The 15887-nt window shown below is 69.7% G+C and carries 13 protein-coding genes; 8 read left to right on the forward strand and 5 right to left on the reverse strand.

The features are described from left to right. Window position 1: 1 nt before the first annotated feature. Together ABD371_RS12970 and ABD371_RS12975 are read left to right on the forward strand one after the other, a co-directional pair. Window positions 2-982, forward strand: coding sequence for an alpha-ketoacid dehydrogenase subunit beta (locus ABD371_RS12970; RefSeq protein WP_344476146.1), 981 nt, complete (start codon window positions 2-4; stop codon window positions 980-982). Between the two features lie 28 nt (window positions 983-1010). Next, complete coding sequence (locus ABD371_RS12975) at window positions 1011-2453, forward strand: dihydrolipoamide acetyltransferase family protein (RefSeq protein WP_344476547.1); 1443 nt, start codon at window positions 1011-1013, stop codon at window positions 2451-2453. Window positions 2454-2532: 79 nt separating this feature from the next. On the opposite strand, the gene ABD371_RS12980 is transcribed toward ABD371_RS12975, so the two are convergent. Further along, window positions 2533-3474 carry a D-alanyl-D-alanine carboxypeptidase family protein gene (locus ABD371_RS12980; RefSeq protein WP_344476549.1) on the reverse strand — a complete coding sequence of 314 codons (942 nt, stop codon included), beginning with the start codon at window positions 3472-3474 and terminating at the stop codon, window positions 2533-2535. Between the two features lie 263 nt (window positions 3475-3737). On the opposite strand from ABD371_RS12980, the gene ABD371_RS12985 reads away from it, so the two are divergent. Together ABD371_RS12985 and ABD371_RS12990 are read left to right on the forward strand one after the other, a co-directional pair. Further along, window positions 3738-4379, forward strand: a complete 642-nt coding sequence (locus tag ABD371_RS12985; protein WP_344476148.1) for a GntR family transcriptional regulator — start codon at window positions 3738-3740, stop codon at window positions 4377-4379. Further along, window positions 4376-5692: an MFS transporter gene (locus ABD371_RS12990; RefSeq protein ID WP_344476150.1), complete on the forward strand. Its 1317-nt coding sequence runs from the start codon at window positions 4376-4378 to the stop codon at window positions 5690-5692. The genes ABD371_RS12985 and ABD371_RS12990 overlap by 4 nt, the downstream gene beginning before the upstream one ends. Window positions 5693-5712: 20 nt before the next feature. Here ABD371_RS12990 and ABD371_RS12995 read toward each other — a convergent pair whose 3' ends face one another. Continuing rightward, the gene (locus tag ABD371_RS12995; RefSeq protein WP_344476152.1) at window positions 5713-6537 is read right to left on the reverse strand and encodes a maleylpyruvate isomerase family mycothiol-dependent enzyme; all 825 of its coding nucleotides are present in this window, start codon (window positions 6535-6537) and stop codon (window positions 5713-5715) included. A gap of 444 nt (window positions 6538-6981) precedes the next feature. On the opposite strand from ABD371_RS12995, the gene ABD371_RS13000 reads away from it, so the two are divergent. Then, window positions 6982-8583, forward strand: a complete 1602-nt coding sequence (locus ABD371_RS13000; protein WP_344476154.1) for a recombinase family protein — start codon at window positions 6982-6984, stop codon at window positions 8581-8583. A 3-nt stretch (window positions 8584-8586) separates the two neighbouring features. Beyond that, complete coding sequence (locus tag ABD371_RS13005) at window positions 8587-10419, forward strand: NHL domain-containing thioredoxin family protein (RefSeq protein WP_344476156.1); 1833 nt, start codon at window positions 8587-8589, stop codon at window positions 10417-10419. Here ABD371_RS13005 and ABD371_RS13010 read toward each other — a convergent pair. From ABD371_RS13010 to ABD371_RS13020, 3 genes are all read right to left on the reverse strand, one after another. Beyond that, on the reverse strand, window positions 10416-10784 hold the full coding sequence (locus ABD371_RS13010) for a hypothetical protein (RefSeq protein WP_344476159.1): 369 nt from the start codon (window positions 10782-10784) through the stop codon (window positions 10416-10418). The genes ABD371_RS13005 and ABD371_RS13010 overlap by 4 nt on opposite strands. A gap of 58 nt (window positions 10785-10842) precedes the next feature. Beyond that, window positions 10843-12141, reverse strand: a complete 1299-nt coding sequence (locus ABD371_RS13015) for a M18 family aminopeptidase (RefSeq protein WP_344476161.1) — start codon at window positions 12139-12141, stop codon at window positions 10843-10845. 203 nt (window positions 12142-12344) lie between these two features. Continuing rightward, window positions 12345-14171 carry an acyl-CoA dehydrogenase gene (locus ABD371_RS13020; protein WP_344476164.1) on the reverse strand — a complete coding sequence of 609 codons (1827 nt, stop codon included), beginning with the start codon at window positions 14169-14171 and terminating at the stop codon, window positions 12345-12347. Between the two features lie 128 nt (window positions 14172-14299). Here ABD371_RS13020 and ABD371_RS13025 point away from each other — a divergent pair, with 128 nt between their 5' ends. After that, complete coding sequence (locus ABD371_RS13025) at window positions 14300-14758, forward strand: SseB family protein (protein WP_190121151.1); 459 nt, start codon at window positions 14300-14302, stop codon at window positions 14756-14758. 137 nt (window positions 14759-14895) lie between these two features. Further along, a complete protein-coding gene (locus ABD371_RS13030; protein ID WP_344476167.1) occupies window positions 14896-15852 on the forward strand; it encodes a pirin family protein in 957 nt (318 codons plus the stop codon). Window positions 15853-15887: the final 35 nt, after the last annotated feature.

Raw genomic sequence — 15887 nt, forward strand, 5'->3', positions numbered from 1 at the left:
CATGGCGGTCACCAAGCTCCCGCTCGCCAAGGCGCTCAACGAGTCGCTGCGCAAGGCCCTGGAGGACGACCCCAAGGTCCTGATCATGGGTGAGGACGTCGGAAAGCTCGGCGGCGTCTTCCGGGTCACCGACGGGCTTCAGAAGGACTTCGGCGAGGGCCGGGTCATCGACACCCCGCTCGCCGAGTCCGGCATCGTCGGCACCGCGATCGGTCTCGCGCTGCGCGGCTACCGGCCGGTGGTGGAGATCCAGTTCGACGGATTCGTCTTCCCGGCGTACGACCAGATCGTCACCCAGCTCGCCAAGATGCACGCCCGCTCGCTCGGCAAGATCAAGCTGCCGGTCGTCGTCCGTATCCCCTACGGCGGCGGGATCGGCGCGGTCGAGCACCACAGCGAGTCGCCCGAGGCGCTGTTCGCGCATGTCGCGGGCCTCAAGGTGGTCTCGCCCTCCAACTCCTCGGACGCGTACTGGATGCTCCAGCAGGCCATCCACAGCGACGACCCGGTCATCTTCTTCGAGCCCAAGCGCCGTTACTGGGACAAGAGCGAGGTCGACACCGAGGCCATCCCGGGGCCGCTGCACGCCGCCCGGACCGTCCGTGAGGGCACGGATCTGACGCTGGCCGCGTACGGGCCGATGGTGAAGGTCTGTGTGGAGGCCGCCGCCGCCGCGGCCGAGGAGGGCAAGTCGGTCGAGGTGCTCGATCTGCGCTCGATGTCGCCGATCGACTTCGACGCCGTGCAGGCCTCGGTGGAGAGGACGGGCCGGCTCGTCGTCGTCCACGAGGCCCCGGTGTTCTACGGCTCCGGCGCGGAGATCGCCGCCCGTATCACCGAGCGATCCTTCTACCACCTGGAGGCTCCGGTGCTGAGGGTGGGCGGCTTCCACGCGCCCTATCCGCCGGCCCGGGTGGAGGAGGAGTACCTGCCGGGCCTGGACCGGGTGCTCGACGCCGTCGACCGCTCGCTCGCGTACTGAGGAGTCTGCTGTGATCCGCGAGTTCAAGATGCCGGACGTCGGCGAGGGGCTGACCGAGGCAGAGATCCTCAAGTGGTACGTACAGCCCGGCGACACGGTCACGGACGGGCAGGTCGTCTGCGAGGTCGAGACGGCCAAGGCGGCCGTGGAGCTGCCGATTCCGTACGACGGGGTGGTGCAGGAGCTGAACTACGCCGAGGGGACGACGGTCGATGTCGGCCAGGTCATCATCTCGGTGCGGCTGGCCGGGTCTGAGGAGGCCGCTGAGGCCCCGGCAGCCCCAGTGGCCACAGAGACCCCAGCGGTCGCCGAGGAGGCCGCCGAGGAGGCTCCTCAGGGCCGTCAGCCGGTCCTGGTCGGTTACGGAGTGGCCGAGACCTCCAGCAAGCGCCGCCCCCGCAAGGCCGCCGCGGTCGCCGTCGCCGGGACGACGTCGGCCGCCACGCCTGCCCCGGTCGCTCCGTCTGCCCCGGTCGCACCGGTCGCCACGCCGGGCAAGCTGCCGGAGCAGGCGACCGCCGGGGTGAACGGCCGCCCCGCCGGCCCCCGCCCGCTGGCCAAACCCCCCGTACGCAAGCTGGCCAAGGACCTCGGCGTCGATCTGGCGTCCGTCACCCCCACCGGCCCCGGCGGTGTCGTCACCCGCGAGGACGTGCACGCGGCGGTCCAGCCCCCGGCCCCGACTCCGGCCCCGACTCCGGCCCCGGCCGTGACGCCGGACGCCGCACCGGAAACGGCACCGGAAACGGCCGTGCCCGCCGATGCCGGCGCCAGGGAGACCCGTATCCCCGTGAAGGGGGTACGGAAGGCCACGGCCGCGGCGATGGTCGGCAGCGCGTTCACCGCGCCGCACGTCACCGAGTTCATCACCCTCGATGTGACCCGCACGATGAAGCTGGTCGCCGAGTTGAAACAAGACCCGGACCTCGCGGGTCTGCGGGTCAATCCGCTGCTGCTGATCGCGAAGGCGCTGCTCGTCGCGATCCGGCGGAACCCCGGGATCAACGCCTCCTGGGACGAGGAGCGCCAGGAGATCGTCCAGAAGCACTATGTGAATCTGGGCATCGCCGCGGCCACCCCGCGCGGTCTGATCGTGCCGAACATCAAGGACGCGCACGCCAAGACCCTCCCCGAACTCGCCGGTGAGCTGGGCGAGCTGGTCGCCACCGCCCGGGAGGGCAGGACGACCCCGGCGGCGATGTCGGGCGGCACGGTGACCATCACCAATGTCGGCGTCTTCGGCATCGACACCGGCACCCCGATCCTCAACCCCGGGGAGGCCGCGATCCTCGCGGTCGGCGCGATCAAGCTCCAGCCCTGGGTGCACAAGGGCAAGGTGAAGCCGCGTCAGGTCACCACGCTCGCGCTCTCCTTCGATCACCGGCTGGTCGACGGCGAGCTGGGCTCACGGGTGCTCGCGGACACCGCCGCCGTGCTGGAGAACCCGAGGCGGCTGATCACCTGGGCCTGACGCCCGGTACCGACCGGTGACATACGGGGGCCCGTGACACGGCACAGTGTCACGGGCCCCCGTATGTCCGCGAGGGGACTCAGTCCTGCTCGGCGCCGGCCGGCAGGGTCCGCAGCTTCATGGTCTTGGCGCTCTTCGAGCCGAAGCCGTAGTCCAGCAGCTTGGCGGCGTCCTTGTAGCGGTCCTTGCCGTTGAGCACGACACCGACATACGTCTTGGAACCCCGGGTGGCGACGAAGACCAGGCAGGGCCCCGCCTTGCTGCCCGTGCCGGTCTTCATGCCGACCGCGCCCTTGTAGGAGCCCAGCAGCTTGTTCGAGTTGTACCAGGTGTACTTGCGTGTGCCGCCGCCCTTGGCGGGGGCGTAGGAGGTGTGGCTCTCGGCCTTCACCACTTCGCGCAGGTGCTTGTTCTTGAAGCCGTGCCGCGCGAGCTTCGCCAGGTCGGACGGGGTGGTGTAGTTGTTCACGCCGTGCGAGATGCCGTCGAAGGAGTCGAACCTGGTGTTCTTCAGCTTCAGCGACGCGGCCTTCTTGTTCATCATGCCGATGAAGGACTTGGTGCGCGCCGCGCTGGTCGAGCCCTTGCCGAAGGTGTCGGCCAGGGCGTACGCCGCGTCGCAGCCGGAAGGCAGCATCATGCCGTAGAGCAGCTGGCGCACGGTGAGCCGGTCACCGGTCTTGAGATCCGCCTCGCTCGCCTTCTCCTTGTCGACATAGTCGCGGTACTCCTGCTTGACGGTCACCTTGCGGTTGAGATCGACGCCCTTGATGTCCAGGACGGTGATCGCGGTGGCGACCTTGGTGGCGCTGGCCATCTCCCGGCGGGTGTTCTCGCTCTTGGCGAAGAGCGCCTTGCCGGTCTTCTGGTCCAGCAGATATCCGCCCTTGGCGCTGATGGACGGCTTGGGCTTGGGCTTGGCCGCCGCCTGCGCGGGTGCGGCGAGCGGCGATGCGGTGAGCAGCAAACCGCCGGAGAGGACCACGGTGGCGGCCCTGCGGACGTTCGTGTTGCTGAGTATCAAGGGAAACGCTCCGAAATAGGCAGGTGCGTCGTCAATGTCTGAGTGCAGGTGGCCTTGTGTGAGACAAGTGCCCTGGGGTGAGACAGACGAAGGGGCGGAAAGGATGTACGGAACGGCGTACATCTCTTTCGGAACATCTCACTCCGTTCCGCCCGTCCCCATCGCGCGCCCCCAACGCGTCCGCCTCGCGCCCCGTCGGCCCGTCCTGCATCGTGGACAGGCCGCTGTGGATGTACCCCACTTGTATCTAAGCTGTACGCATGCCTCTCGCAGCCCCTGCGGCCGAACGCGTCTACACCCATGTCAAGCAGGCGGTTCTCGACCGCCGTTACGAGGGCGGCACCCTGCTGACCGAGGGCGAACTGGCCGACGCCGTGGGCGTCTCCCGCACCCCGGTCCGCGAGGCGCTGCTCAAGCTGGAGGTCGAGGGGCTGATCAAGCTCTACCCCAAGAAGGGGGCCCTCGTCATCGCGGTCTCCGCGCAGGAGATCGCCGATGTGGTCGAGACCCGGCTGCTGGTGGAGGAGCACGCGGCCCGCAAGGCCGTGCCCGCCCCGCCCCGGCTGCTCGCCCGGCTCGAAGAGCTGCTCGAACAGCAGAAGCGGCAGGGCGAGACCGGCGATCTGGCCGCGGTGGCGGTCACCGACCGGCTCTTCCACGCCGAGATCGTGCGCAGCGGGGGCAATGAGATCCTCTCCCGCCTCTACGACCAACTCCGTGACCGGCAGCTGAGAATGGGGGTCGCCATCATGCACGCGCATCCCGACCGGATCGCCAAGAACGTCACCGAGCACAGCGAGATCCTCGAAGCGCTGCGCGCCGGGGACCCGGAGCGGGCCGCGGCCCTCGTCCACCGCCATGTCGGCTGGTTCAGCGCCCTGGCGCGCGGAGAGGTCCGGTGAGCGCCCCGGGCGGCATAGCCGGTTCCGGTTCCGGTTCCGGCTCCCCGCCGGGCGGCGGCCGGGCGGTGGCGATCTGGTCCATCGGCGTCAGCGTCTACTTCGTCGCCATCATCTTCCGCACCTCGCTCGGGGTCGCGGGCCTCGACGCCGCCGACCGTTTCGACGTCAACGCCTCCGCGCTCTCGACCTTCTCCATCCTCCAACTGCTGGTCTACGCGGGGATGCAGATCCCCGTCGGTCTGCTGGTCGACCGGCTCGGCACCAAGAAGGTGCTGGCCATCGGCGCGGTGCTGTTCACCGTGGGACAGCTGGGCTTCGCGCTCGCCCCCTCGTACGGCACGGCGCTGGCCGCCCGAGCGCTTCTCGGCTGCGGCGACGCGATGACCTTCATCAGCGTGCTGCGCCTGGGCAGCCGCTGGTTCCCGGCCCGGCGCGGGCCGCTGATCGCCCAGATCGCCGCGCTCTTCGGGATGGCGGGCAATCTGGTCTCGACCATCCTCATCGCCCGGCTGCTGCACGGCATCGGCTGGACCGCCACCTTCGCGGGCAGCGCGGTGGCCGGCGCGGTCGTCGTGGTGCTGGTGGTGCTCTTCCTCCGGGACCACCCCGAGGGGTACGAGCCGCCCCCGGCGGGCCGGCCGGGCTCGGGGTTCGTACGCGAGCAGATCACCCGCTCCTGGCGGGAGCCGGGCACCCGGCTGGGGATGTGGGTGCACTTCACCACCCAGTTCCCGGCGATGGTGTTCCTGCTGCTCTGGGGCATGCCCTTCCTCATCGAGGACCAGGGCCTCGCCCGGGGGACCGCGGGTTCCCTGCTCACCCTGGTGGTGCTGGTGAGCATGGTGGTGGGCCTGGTGTACGGGCAGGTCATCGCCCGCCACCACGCCGCCCGGGTGCCGCTCGTCCTCGGCACGGTCGGCGCGACGGCCCTGCTGTGGGCCGCGACCCTGGCCCACCCCGGGGACCGGGCCCCCATGTGGCTGCTGGTCACCCTCTGCGTGGTGCTGGGGGCGTGCGGACCCGCCTCGATGATCGGCTTCGACTTCGCCCGGCCGGCGAATCCGCCGCAGCGGCAGGGCACGGCCTCGGGAATCGTCAACGTCGGCGGCTTCACCGCCTCGATGACCACCCTGCTGGCGATCGGCGTGCTGCTCGACGCGACCGGCGGGAACTACCGCGCCGCGTTCTCCAGCGTGTTCGTCCTGCAAGTCCTCGGCATCGTCCAGATCCTGCGGCTGCGGGGGCGCGCGGCCCGGCTGGAGCGCGAGCGGCTGGTGGCGAGCCGGGTGGAGGCGGTGCACGTACCCGCGTGAGGCCTCAGCGCCTCACGGCGTCACGGTGTCACGGCGAACGCGCGCAGGATCGCCGCCGCCAGCTCCTGGTCCCCGTCCACCTTCACCCGGTCCGCCACCGCGGCCGGCCTGACCCGCCCGCAGGCCAGCCGGTAGTACGTCTCCCAGTCCAGCGCGAGCGTCACGATCGGCCCCAGCGAGGGCGCGCCGTCCACCGAACCACGCCCGTCCGCGTTCACCCGTACCGTACGGAGGAACTCCACCGGCCCGTGCACATCGATCACCACCGCCGAACCCGGCGGCGCCCCCGCGTCCTTCGCCACCACCTTCGGCAGCGCCTCCAGCAGCACGTCCCGCACGATCTGCGCACCGGGCGAGTCCAGATTGCCCGGCCGATTCAGCGCGACCCGCAGATCCTGCTCATGCACCCACACATCGAACGCGCGCATCCGCATCGCCAGCTCCAGCGTCTGCTCCGCCCCCAGCGGCGCCCGGACCATGGTGTCGGGCGACCGGGTCTCATTGCGCAGCTGCCGCGCCCGCCGGATCAGCGTGTACTCCAGCTCGGAGGTCATCTCCGGGGCCGTGTGATGACGGCGTACGTCGACCTGCATCTCCATGTACCGGGCGAAGTCGTTCGTCACATGGTAGAGATCGCGCGGCAGCGTATGGATCGGACGTGGATCCCCCAGCATCTCCGTCTCCACGCCGATCACATGCGAGACCACATCCCGCACCGACCACGCGGGGCACGGCGTCGCCCGGTTCCACTCCCCCTCCACGAGCGGCTGCACCAGCTCCGCTATCGCTTCGACGGAGTGGGTCCAGGCATCGGCATAGTTCTGGAGGCTGGGATGGACGGTCACGGGACCCCTCGGCGGTTCTGCTGGACGCGGGCTGGCGGCTGGCGGGCGACGGCTGGTCTGCTGCTCTGCGTGGGAGGTTCGGCAGTCAAGTTACGCTGCCGGGCGGTACCCCGGCAGTGCTTTCGTATGACGATCGTAGGCCCGTACCCCGGGCTGCCCCACAGAAGCGCCGCCGCCATGGGCACACGCCTGGAAAAGATCGCGTCAAACGCCATCAGATGATGACAAATCCTTTGATCCCCCTGGTGGAATGCGCGCTTCCGTGCCGGTGCGGTCGGATGAGGGGGAGACGTGCACGCGTCCGGCCCCGAGCTGATCGGCAGGGGCAGCCGGCTGGACGCCGGTGACAAGCAAGTGCCCTCCCTGAGGTCTCCGAGGGAGATCTCTATTCTCGATTTCCTGAAATAGACAACAGGGCACCGAGCTCTTCGCCATGCTGAGTGTGTGCACCAAGACACGATCTGTGATCTCTACCTCCGCCTGTCCCTCGACCGGGACGGCAAGACCGCAATCGAACGGCAAGAAACCGACTGCCGTGCCTGGGCCGAACGCAATGGACTGACTGTCCGAAAGGTCCATATAGACAAAGGGCGTTCCGGCTACAAGACCGTTGAGCGCAAGGGCTTCGACGCCGCGCTGGCGGCCGTCACGGCGGGCGTCGTCGGCACGCTGATCGTCTGGAAACTGGACCGCCTGTCCCGAAAGGGCATCGGGCAGGTGGGCAAGGTGCTGGACGACATCGAGAAGGCCGGCGGCCGTCTCGTCTCAGTCGTAGACGGCCTCGACACCTCGAACGACTCGGCGCGCACGGCCGTCGCGATGCTCGCTGAGCTGGCCCGGTCCGAGTCGAAGAATCTCGGCACGCGTGTCGGGCACGCGAAGCGCTACCTCCGGAGCAAGGGGCAGTGGATCGGCGGACAGCCTCCGTACGGGCTGCTCATCGACCCGAAGACCAAGAAACTCGTCCACGACCCGGATCACGCCGTCTACGCCCGCCTGATCGCGGACGAAGCGCTGGCCGGGAGATCGTTGGTCAAGATCGCCCGGCTCCTCAACGAGCACGAGATCCTTTCCCCCAGGGGCGGGCAGTGGAACGCGGCCAGCATCATGCAGCTCCTGCGTTCCCCCGCGTTCGCCGGTCTGATGCCGGAGACCGAAAGCGTCGAGACAGATGACGGCGAGCGGAAGTACACGGGCAGGGTCTTCCCGTACCGCGATCCCGAGACGCTGAACACTGTCGGGATCGGCGAGGGGATCATCACGACCGGAGAGCGCGAACAGATCATCCGCACACTGGAGTCGAGAACGTTTGTGCACGCGGGAAAGCGGCGACCGAAGCCCGAAGGGACGGCGCTGCTCACGGGACTCGTCTACTGCGCGGTACCCGGCTGTGGTCGCCGGATGCACCGTGTGGGCGGCAGCTATCAGTGCATGGCCCGCCGTGCGGGCAACCAGTGCATCGGAGCGTCGGCGCTGGCTGAGGCCGTGGACAACTACGTGACTGAACAGTTCCTCACGAAGCTCCCAGTGCTTGAACCGGGCGACCCGCTGCTCGCGGCCATCGCCGATCGATGGGTGCACCGCGTGGATCCGGAGACCTTCGCGAAACGTGATGCACTCACCACCGAGATTCAGGACGAGGAAGCCCGCTTGGCTGACCTGGAGGACGCGCGCTACGTCCGTGGCGAGTTCAACGACACCGCGGCCGTGGAACGCTACAACCGGCTTTCGGGACGCCTGAGAGGGCGCATCGAGGGCCTTCGCACCGATCTCCGCATGCTCCCCGTGCCCTCTGTGGACGTGTCACCGATGCTCGACACCGTCATGCTGCGCGAGGCGTGGGCGGACTTCGCGACCGGCGACCGGCGCGATCGGTTGTCGCTTGCCATCGACCGGGTTGAAGTGAGCAAGGGGGTTCGCGGGCGGCGAATCGTCCCAGAGCAACGGATCCAGATCCAGTGGGCGAAGCCGCCGGCACGGACGCCGCCCCCTGGAATCGTGCCGTACACGTGTGATCCGGCGTTCATACCAGGATGGCAAGCTTGAAGCATGAACGATGCCGCCCTGGCGCCCGCCCCCGCGCCCCGCCGTGCCCGTGTCCGTGCCCCCGAGCTGATCGGCAAGGGCGGCTGGCTCAACACTGGAGGCAAAGAGCTCACCCTCGCCGACCTGCGAGGTAAGTGCGTTGTCGTAGATTTTTGGACCTTTTGCTGCATTAACTGTCTGCATGTCCTGGACGAGCTGCGCGAGCTGGAGGAGAAGCACCGAGACACCGTGGTGATCATCGGTGTGCACTCGCCGAAGTTCGTGCACGAGGCCGATCACCAGGCGGTGGTCGACGCCGTCGAGCGGTATCAGGTGCGGCATCCGGTGCTGGACGATCCGGAGCTGGTGACGTGGAAGCAGTACGCGGTACGGGCGTGGCCGACGCTGGTGGTCATTGATCCCGAGGGGTATGTGGTCGCGCAGCACGCGGGGGAGGGGCATGCGCACGCGATCGCCGCGCTGGTGGCGGAGCTGGAGGCGGAGCATGGGGCGAAGGGGACGCTGAGGCGGGGGGACGGGCCGTATGTGGCGCCGGAGCCGGTCGCGGGTGGGCTGAGGTTTCCGGGGAAGGCGATTCTGCTGCCGTCGGGGAACTTCCTGGTCTCGGACACCACCAGGAATCAGCTGGTGGAGCTGGGGCCGGACGGGGAGAGCGTGGTGCGGCGGATCGGCGACGGGGAGTTCAACGAGCCGCAGGGGCTCGCGCTGCTGCCGGACGGGCGGGTGGCCGTGGCGGACACGGTGAACCACGCGATCAGGGCGTACGACCCGGGGACCGGGGCGGTGGAGGTGCTCGCCGGGACCGGGAAGCAGTGGTGGCAGGGGTCGCCGACGGAGGGGCCCGCGCGAGAGGTCGCGCTGTCCTCGCCGTGGGACGTGGCCTGGTGGGACGGGAGGCTGTGGATCGCCATGGCCGGGGTGCACCAGCTGTGGAGTTACGACCCCGTCGGCGGCACCGTGCGGGTCGAGGCGGGCACCACCAATGAGGGGCTGGTCGACGGGGACGCCGCCGAGGCGTGGTTCGCGCAGCCGTCCGGGCTCGCGGCGGACGGGGAGCGGCTGTGGATCGCCGACTCCGAGAACTCGGCGCTGCGCTGGATCGGTCTCGACGGGGTCGTGCGCACGGCGGTGGGCACCGGGCTCTTCGATTTCGGGCACCGGGACGGGGAGGCCGGGCAGGCCCTGATGCAGCACCCGCTGGGAGTGACCGTGCTGCCGGACGGATCGGTGGCCGTCAGCGACACCTACAACCACGCCCTGCGCCGGTACGACCCGGCGAGCGGTGAGGTGACGACCCTCGCCACCGATCTGCGGGAGCCCTCCGACGCGGTGCTCGTCGGCGAGGACATCGTGGTGGTGGAGTCCGCGCGGCACCGGCTGACCCGGCTGCGGCTGCCGGAGGAGGCGGTGCGCGTGGAGGCGGTCGCCCATCGCACCCGGCGGGCCCCGACCGAGGTGGCCCCCGGGCGGCTGCGGCTGGATGTGGTCTTCCAGGCCCCGGCGGGCCAGAAGCTGGACACCCGGTACGGGCCGTCCACCCGGCTGCTGGTCTCCGCCACCCCGCCCGAGCTGCTGGCCGGCGGCGAGGGCGCGGGCAGCGACCTCTCCCGTGAGCTGGAGATCGATCCGTCGGTCGGGGAGGGCGTGCTGCATGTCTCCGCGATGGCCGCGTCCTGCGACGACGACCCGGCCAATGAATATCCGGCCTGCCATGTGCACCAGCAGGACTGGGGGGTCCCGGTCCTGGTGAGCGCCGACGGGGTCGGCAGGCTCCCGCTGGTGCTCGCGGGGATGGACGAGGAGGCCGCGACCCGGGCCCCCGACCCCGCCGCCTAGCCGAGGATGCCCTGACCGGCCGCCGGGCGGCCCGAGACCCCGTCCATGCAGCCCTTGACCCAGAGTCCGGGGTCGTAGGACATCTCGCGGCCGCCCGCCCCGACCAGGGCCAGCCGCTCGCAGCCGCCTGCGCGCAGATCGGCGACCTGGTCGCCGACGCGGTCGTACTGCCGGACGCGGGAGCCGTGGACGAAGCCGGACTCGTACGCCACGTCCTCGGCGAGCGGCGGCCGGTCGCCGTACTGCCGCAGCAGCAGCCAGCCGCCGCCGAACAGGAAGACGGCGGCGATGGCGGCGGTGATGGCGAGGGCGCGGCGGGAGGGGCCGCTGTGGGCGGTGAGAGAGGTCTGATCGGGCGGAACCATGACGCTCACCCTGCCCGGCGGGGCCTTTCCCGGATGTTTCGCCGAAGGCCCCCGGCCGTCAGCCCGTCAGGAACGCCGTCAGCACATTCGCCAGCAGATACGGGTCGTCGGCCCCGCACAGCTCGCGCACGCTGTGCATCGACAGGCACGCCACGCCGATGTCGACGGTCTGGATGCCGTGGCGCGCCGCCGTGATGGGGCCGATGGTGGTGCCGCAGGGCATCGCGTTGTTGGAGACGAAGGACTGCCAGGGCGAGCCCGCCTTCTCGCAGGCCGCGGCGAAGACCGCGCGCCCGCTGCCGTCGGTGGCGTACCGCTGGTTGACGTTGACCTTGAGGATCGGGCCGCCGTTGGGACGCGGGTGGTGCGTCGGGTCGTGGCGCTCGGGGTAGTTGGGGTGCACCGCGTGGCCGACGTCGGAGGAGAGACAGATCGTCGAGGCGAAGGCGCGCGCCCGGTCCTCGTAGCCGCCGCCGCGCGCGAACACCGAGCGCTCCAGCACCGTGCCGAGCAGCGGGCCGTCCGCCCCGGTGTCGGCCTGGGAGCCGTTCTCCTCGTGGTCGAAGGCGGCGAGTACGGGGATGTACGAGAGCCCCGGCGAGGCGGCGGCCGCCGCGAGGGCGGCGGTGGCGGCGTGCACCGAGAGCAGATTGTCCATGCGCGGGCCGGCCAGCAGCTCTTTGTCCCGGCCGAGGTAGGCGGGCGGCTCGACGGCGTGGGTCATCAGGTCCCAGCCGGCGACCTCGCCCTCGTCGAGGCCGGCCTCCTCCTCCAGGAACTGGATGAGGTCGCCCTCGTGGGCGTCGCCCAGCCCCCAGATCGGCTGCATGTGGCGCTGCTTGTCGAGCTTGAGCCCCTCGGAGGAGACCGTGCGGTCGAGGTGGATCGCCAGCTGCGGCACCCGCAGCAGCGGCCGGTCCACGCTGACCAGCCGGTGCGAGCCGTCGCGCAGGGTGAGCCGTCCGGCGATGCCGAGATCGCGGTCCAGCCAGCTGTTGAGCAGGGGGCCGCCGTAGACCTCGACGGCGATCTGGCGCCAGCCGTGCGAGCCGGCGTCGGGCCGGGGCTTGACCCGCAGATTGGGGGAGTCGGTGTGCGCGCCGACGATCCGGAAGGGGGTGTGCGCCTCGGCGCCCTCGGGCACGTACCAGGCGATGAGCGCGCCGCCGCGGATCACATACTTCCCGCCGGCCGTCCCGTCCCAGACGTCGGTCTCCCGCACCTGCTGGAATCCGGCCTTCCCCAGTCGCTCGGCGGCGACGGCGACCGCGTGGTACGGCGAGGGGGCGGCGGCCAGGAAGGCCATCAGGTCGTCGGTGTGTCCGCGGTCGAACGGGACGGGTGCGCTGCTGCTCATGGGGCCACCTTAACGAGGGGCGCGTACTGGGGGCGCATGGAATCCGCTCACGCCCCCGGTCCTCGCACGGGGTGATCAGGGCACACCGCACCGCCACTGTCGCCCGTACCCGAACGGGGTGTGCGGGGCCACGGGATTGACGACGGGGGCCGGGCCGGGTGACTCCCCCGGCCCGGCCCCCGTACGGGACTTTCCGAGCCGTTCTAGAACGCGGCCTCGTCCAGCTCCATCAGCGAGAGGTCCACGGTCTCGGCGATCGAGCGCTCGACCGAGACGCGCGGCAGCACGGTCGAGGCGAAGAACTTCGCGGCGGCGATCTTGCCCTGGTAGAACGGCGCGTCCTTGGCGGAGGCCGTCGGCAGCTTCTCCGCCGCCACCGCCGCGCCGCGCAGCAGCAGATAGCCGACGACGACATCGCCGGAGGACATCAGCAGCCGGGTGGTGTTCAGCCCGACCTTGTAGATGTTCTTGACGTCCTCGCCGGTGGCGATCAGATCCTTGGTCATCGCCCCGACGATCGCCTCCAGGTCCACCGCCGCCGCGGCCAGCGCGGACCGGGCCCCGGCCAGCTCCTCGCCGCCGCTGCCGACGGCCAGGAACTTCTTGATCTCCTCGGAGAGGACGTTCAGCGCCTTGCCCTGATCGCGGACGATCTTCCGGAAGAAGTAGTCCTGGCCCTGGATGGCGGTGGTGCCCTCGTAGAGCGTGTCGATCTTGGCGTCCCGGATGTACTGCTCCACCGGGTACTCCTGGAGGTACCCGGAGCCGCCCAGGGTCTGGAGGGACTGGGCGAGCTGCTCGTACGAGGTCTCCGAGCCGTAGCCCTTGACGATGGGGAGCAGCAGGTCGTTGAGCGCGGTCAGCTCGGCGGTGTCCTCGCCGGCGCTCTCCCGCGCGGCGATGTCGTCCTGGACGGAGGCGGTGTACAGCACGAGGGAGCGCATGCCCTCGGCGTACGCCTTCTGCGTCATCAGGGAGCGGCGGACGTCCGGGTGGTGGGTGATGGTGACCTTGGGGGCGGTCTTGTCCGCGAAGTTCACCAGGTCCTGGCCCTGGACGCGCTCCTTGGCGTACTCCAGGGCGGTGAGGTAGCCGGTGGAGAGGGTGGCGATGGCCTTGGTGCCGACCATCATCCGGGCGAACTCGATGATCATGAACATCTGGCGGATGCCGTCGTGCTTGTCGCCGATCAGCCAGCCCTTGGCGGGGTGGCGGTCGCCGAAGGTCATCTCGCAGGTGTTGGAGGCCTTGAGGCCCATCTTGTGCTCGACGTTGGTGGCGTAGACGCCGTTGCGCTCGCCCAGCTCGCCGGTCTCCCAGTCGAAGAGGAACTTCGGTACGAGGAAGAGGGAGAGGCCCTTGGTGCCCGGTCCCGCGCCCTCGGGGCGGGCGAGCACGTAGTGGAAGATGTTCTCCGACATGTCGTGCTCGCCGGAGGTGATGAACCTCTTCACGCCCTCGATGTGCCAGGAGCCGTCGTCCTGCGGGACCGCGCGGCTGCGGCCGGCGCCCACGTCCGAGCCGGCGTCCGGCTCGGTGAGGACCATGGTGGAGCCCCACTCCTTCTCCACGGCGATCGAGGCGATCCTCTTCTGGGCCTCATTGCCCTCCTCGAAGAGGATTCCGGCGAAGGCCGGGCCCGAGGAGTACATCCAGATGGCGGGGTTCGCGCCGAGCAGCAGCTCCGCGTAGCTCCAGATCAGGGAGCGGGGGGCGGTGGTGCCGCCGATCTCCTCGGGGAGGCCGAGCCGCCAGTACCCGGACTCCATGAAGGCCTGGTAGCTCTTCTTGAAGGACGCGGGTATCGGCGCGGTGTTGGTCTCCGGGTCGAAGACGGGCGGGTTGCGGTCGGCGTCCTCGTAGGAGGCCGCCAGATCGTTCTCCGCGAGGCGGGCCACCTCCTCCAGGATGCTCCTGGCCGTGTCGACGTCCATCTCCGCGAACGGACCGGAGCCGTACAGCTTGTCGCGTCCGAGGACCTCGAAGAGGTTGAACTCGATGTCGCGGAGATTCGACTTGTAGTGCCCCATGGCGACGGCTCCGTAGTTCGGGAGTCTGTTGGCTTACCCATCTACCAGCTAGTAGCTACGATGATGCTACCCACCAGTAATAAGTTGCAACCCCCAATCGCCGAAGTGTGACTCGTTACCCTTGCGGCATGTACGGCTATGACCAGAGTCAGGGCGCTCACCAGCAGTACGCACCCCAGCAGCCCTACGGGGGGCAGCCGCAAGGGCAGCCGCTGTATCCGGAGCCGTCGCCTCCTTCACTCGCCGACGCGGTGCGCGCCTTCACCACCGGATCGCTCTCCGCCGAGGACTTCCAGCAGATCTTCGCCACCTCGAAGGTCTACTGCCCGCGCGGCGACAACCCCGGGTTCCTGGCGCTGCACAACACGCAGCAGCCGGTGATCCCGATGTTCACCTCCCTCAAGGAGCTGCGCAGATACGCGGGCAAGGAGTCCAAGTACTTCGTGATCACGGGCGCGGAGGTGATCGACCTGCTGCCGACCGGGTACGGCTTCGTCCTGGACATGGAGGGCGAGCACCGGATGGTCTTCGACGCCAAGGCGGTGGAGCAGATGGTCGACTTCGCGATGCGGCGCATGTACGGGTAGGGCCTGTCGAGCGGGTCTGATCAGCGGGAATGAACGGTTCGACGACGCCCGGGAGGAATATCTCCCGGGCGTCCCTCGTTCTGGGTAGCGGAAAGTTCAGGATTCAACTAAACTGGCCGCACAAGGAGGTACTCCCCATGCCCGCTGTGACTGTCGAGAACCCGCTCACCCTGCCGCGCGTCTCCGCGCCCGCGGAGGCCACGCCCCGGCCCGTGCTGGCCGTGACCACCGCCCCCACCGGCTTCGAGGGCGAGGGCTTCCCGGTGCGGCGCGCATTCGCCGGGATCAACTACAAGTACCTCGACCCGTTCATCATGATGGACCAGATGGGCGAGGTGGAGTACGCGCCGGGAGAGCCCAAGGGCACCCCCTGGCACCCCCACCGCGGCTTCGAGACCGTGACCTATCTGATCGACGGAACCTTCGTCCACCAGGACAGCAACGGCGGCGGCGGAACCATCCAGAACGGTGACACCCAGTGGATGACGGCGGGCTCCGGCCTGCTGCACATCGAGGCCCCGCCGGAGGAGCTGGTGATGTCCGGCGGCCTCTTCCACGGCCTCCAGCTCTGGGTGAACCTCCCCGCGGCCGACAAGATGATGGATCCGCGCTACCAGGACATCCGCGGCGGCCAGGTCCAGCTGCTCACCTCCCCCGACGGCGGCGCGCTGCTCCGCGTCATCGCGGGCGAGCTGGACGGTCACGAGGGTCCGGGCATCACCCACACCCCCATCACGATGATCCACGCCACCCTGCGGCCGGGTGCGCAGATCACCCTCCCCTGGCGGCAGGAGTTCAACGGCCTCGCCTACGTCCTCGCCGGACACGGCACCGTCGGCACCGACCGCCGGCCCGTCCGCAAGGGCCAGACGGCGGTCTTCGGCGACGGCGGCTCGCTGACCGTCCGCGCCGACGAGACGCAGGACTCCAACAGTCCCGACCTGGAGGTCGTCCTCCTCGGCGGGCGTCCCATCCGGGAGCCGATGGCGCACTACGGCCCCTTCGTGATGAACACCCAGGCCGAGCTGAAGGCCGCGTTCGACGACTTCCAGGCCGGCCGGCTCGGCACGGTCCCGGCGGTCCACGGCATGTGACGGTACGGCCGAGAGGGCCCGGCGGCGCACTTCTG

The organism is Streptomyces amakusaensis (genome assembly GCF_039532665.1).
Classification (GTDB): Bacteria; Actinomycetota; Actinomycetes; order Streptomycetales; family Streptomycetaceae; genus Streptomyces; species Streptomyces amakusaensis.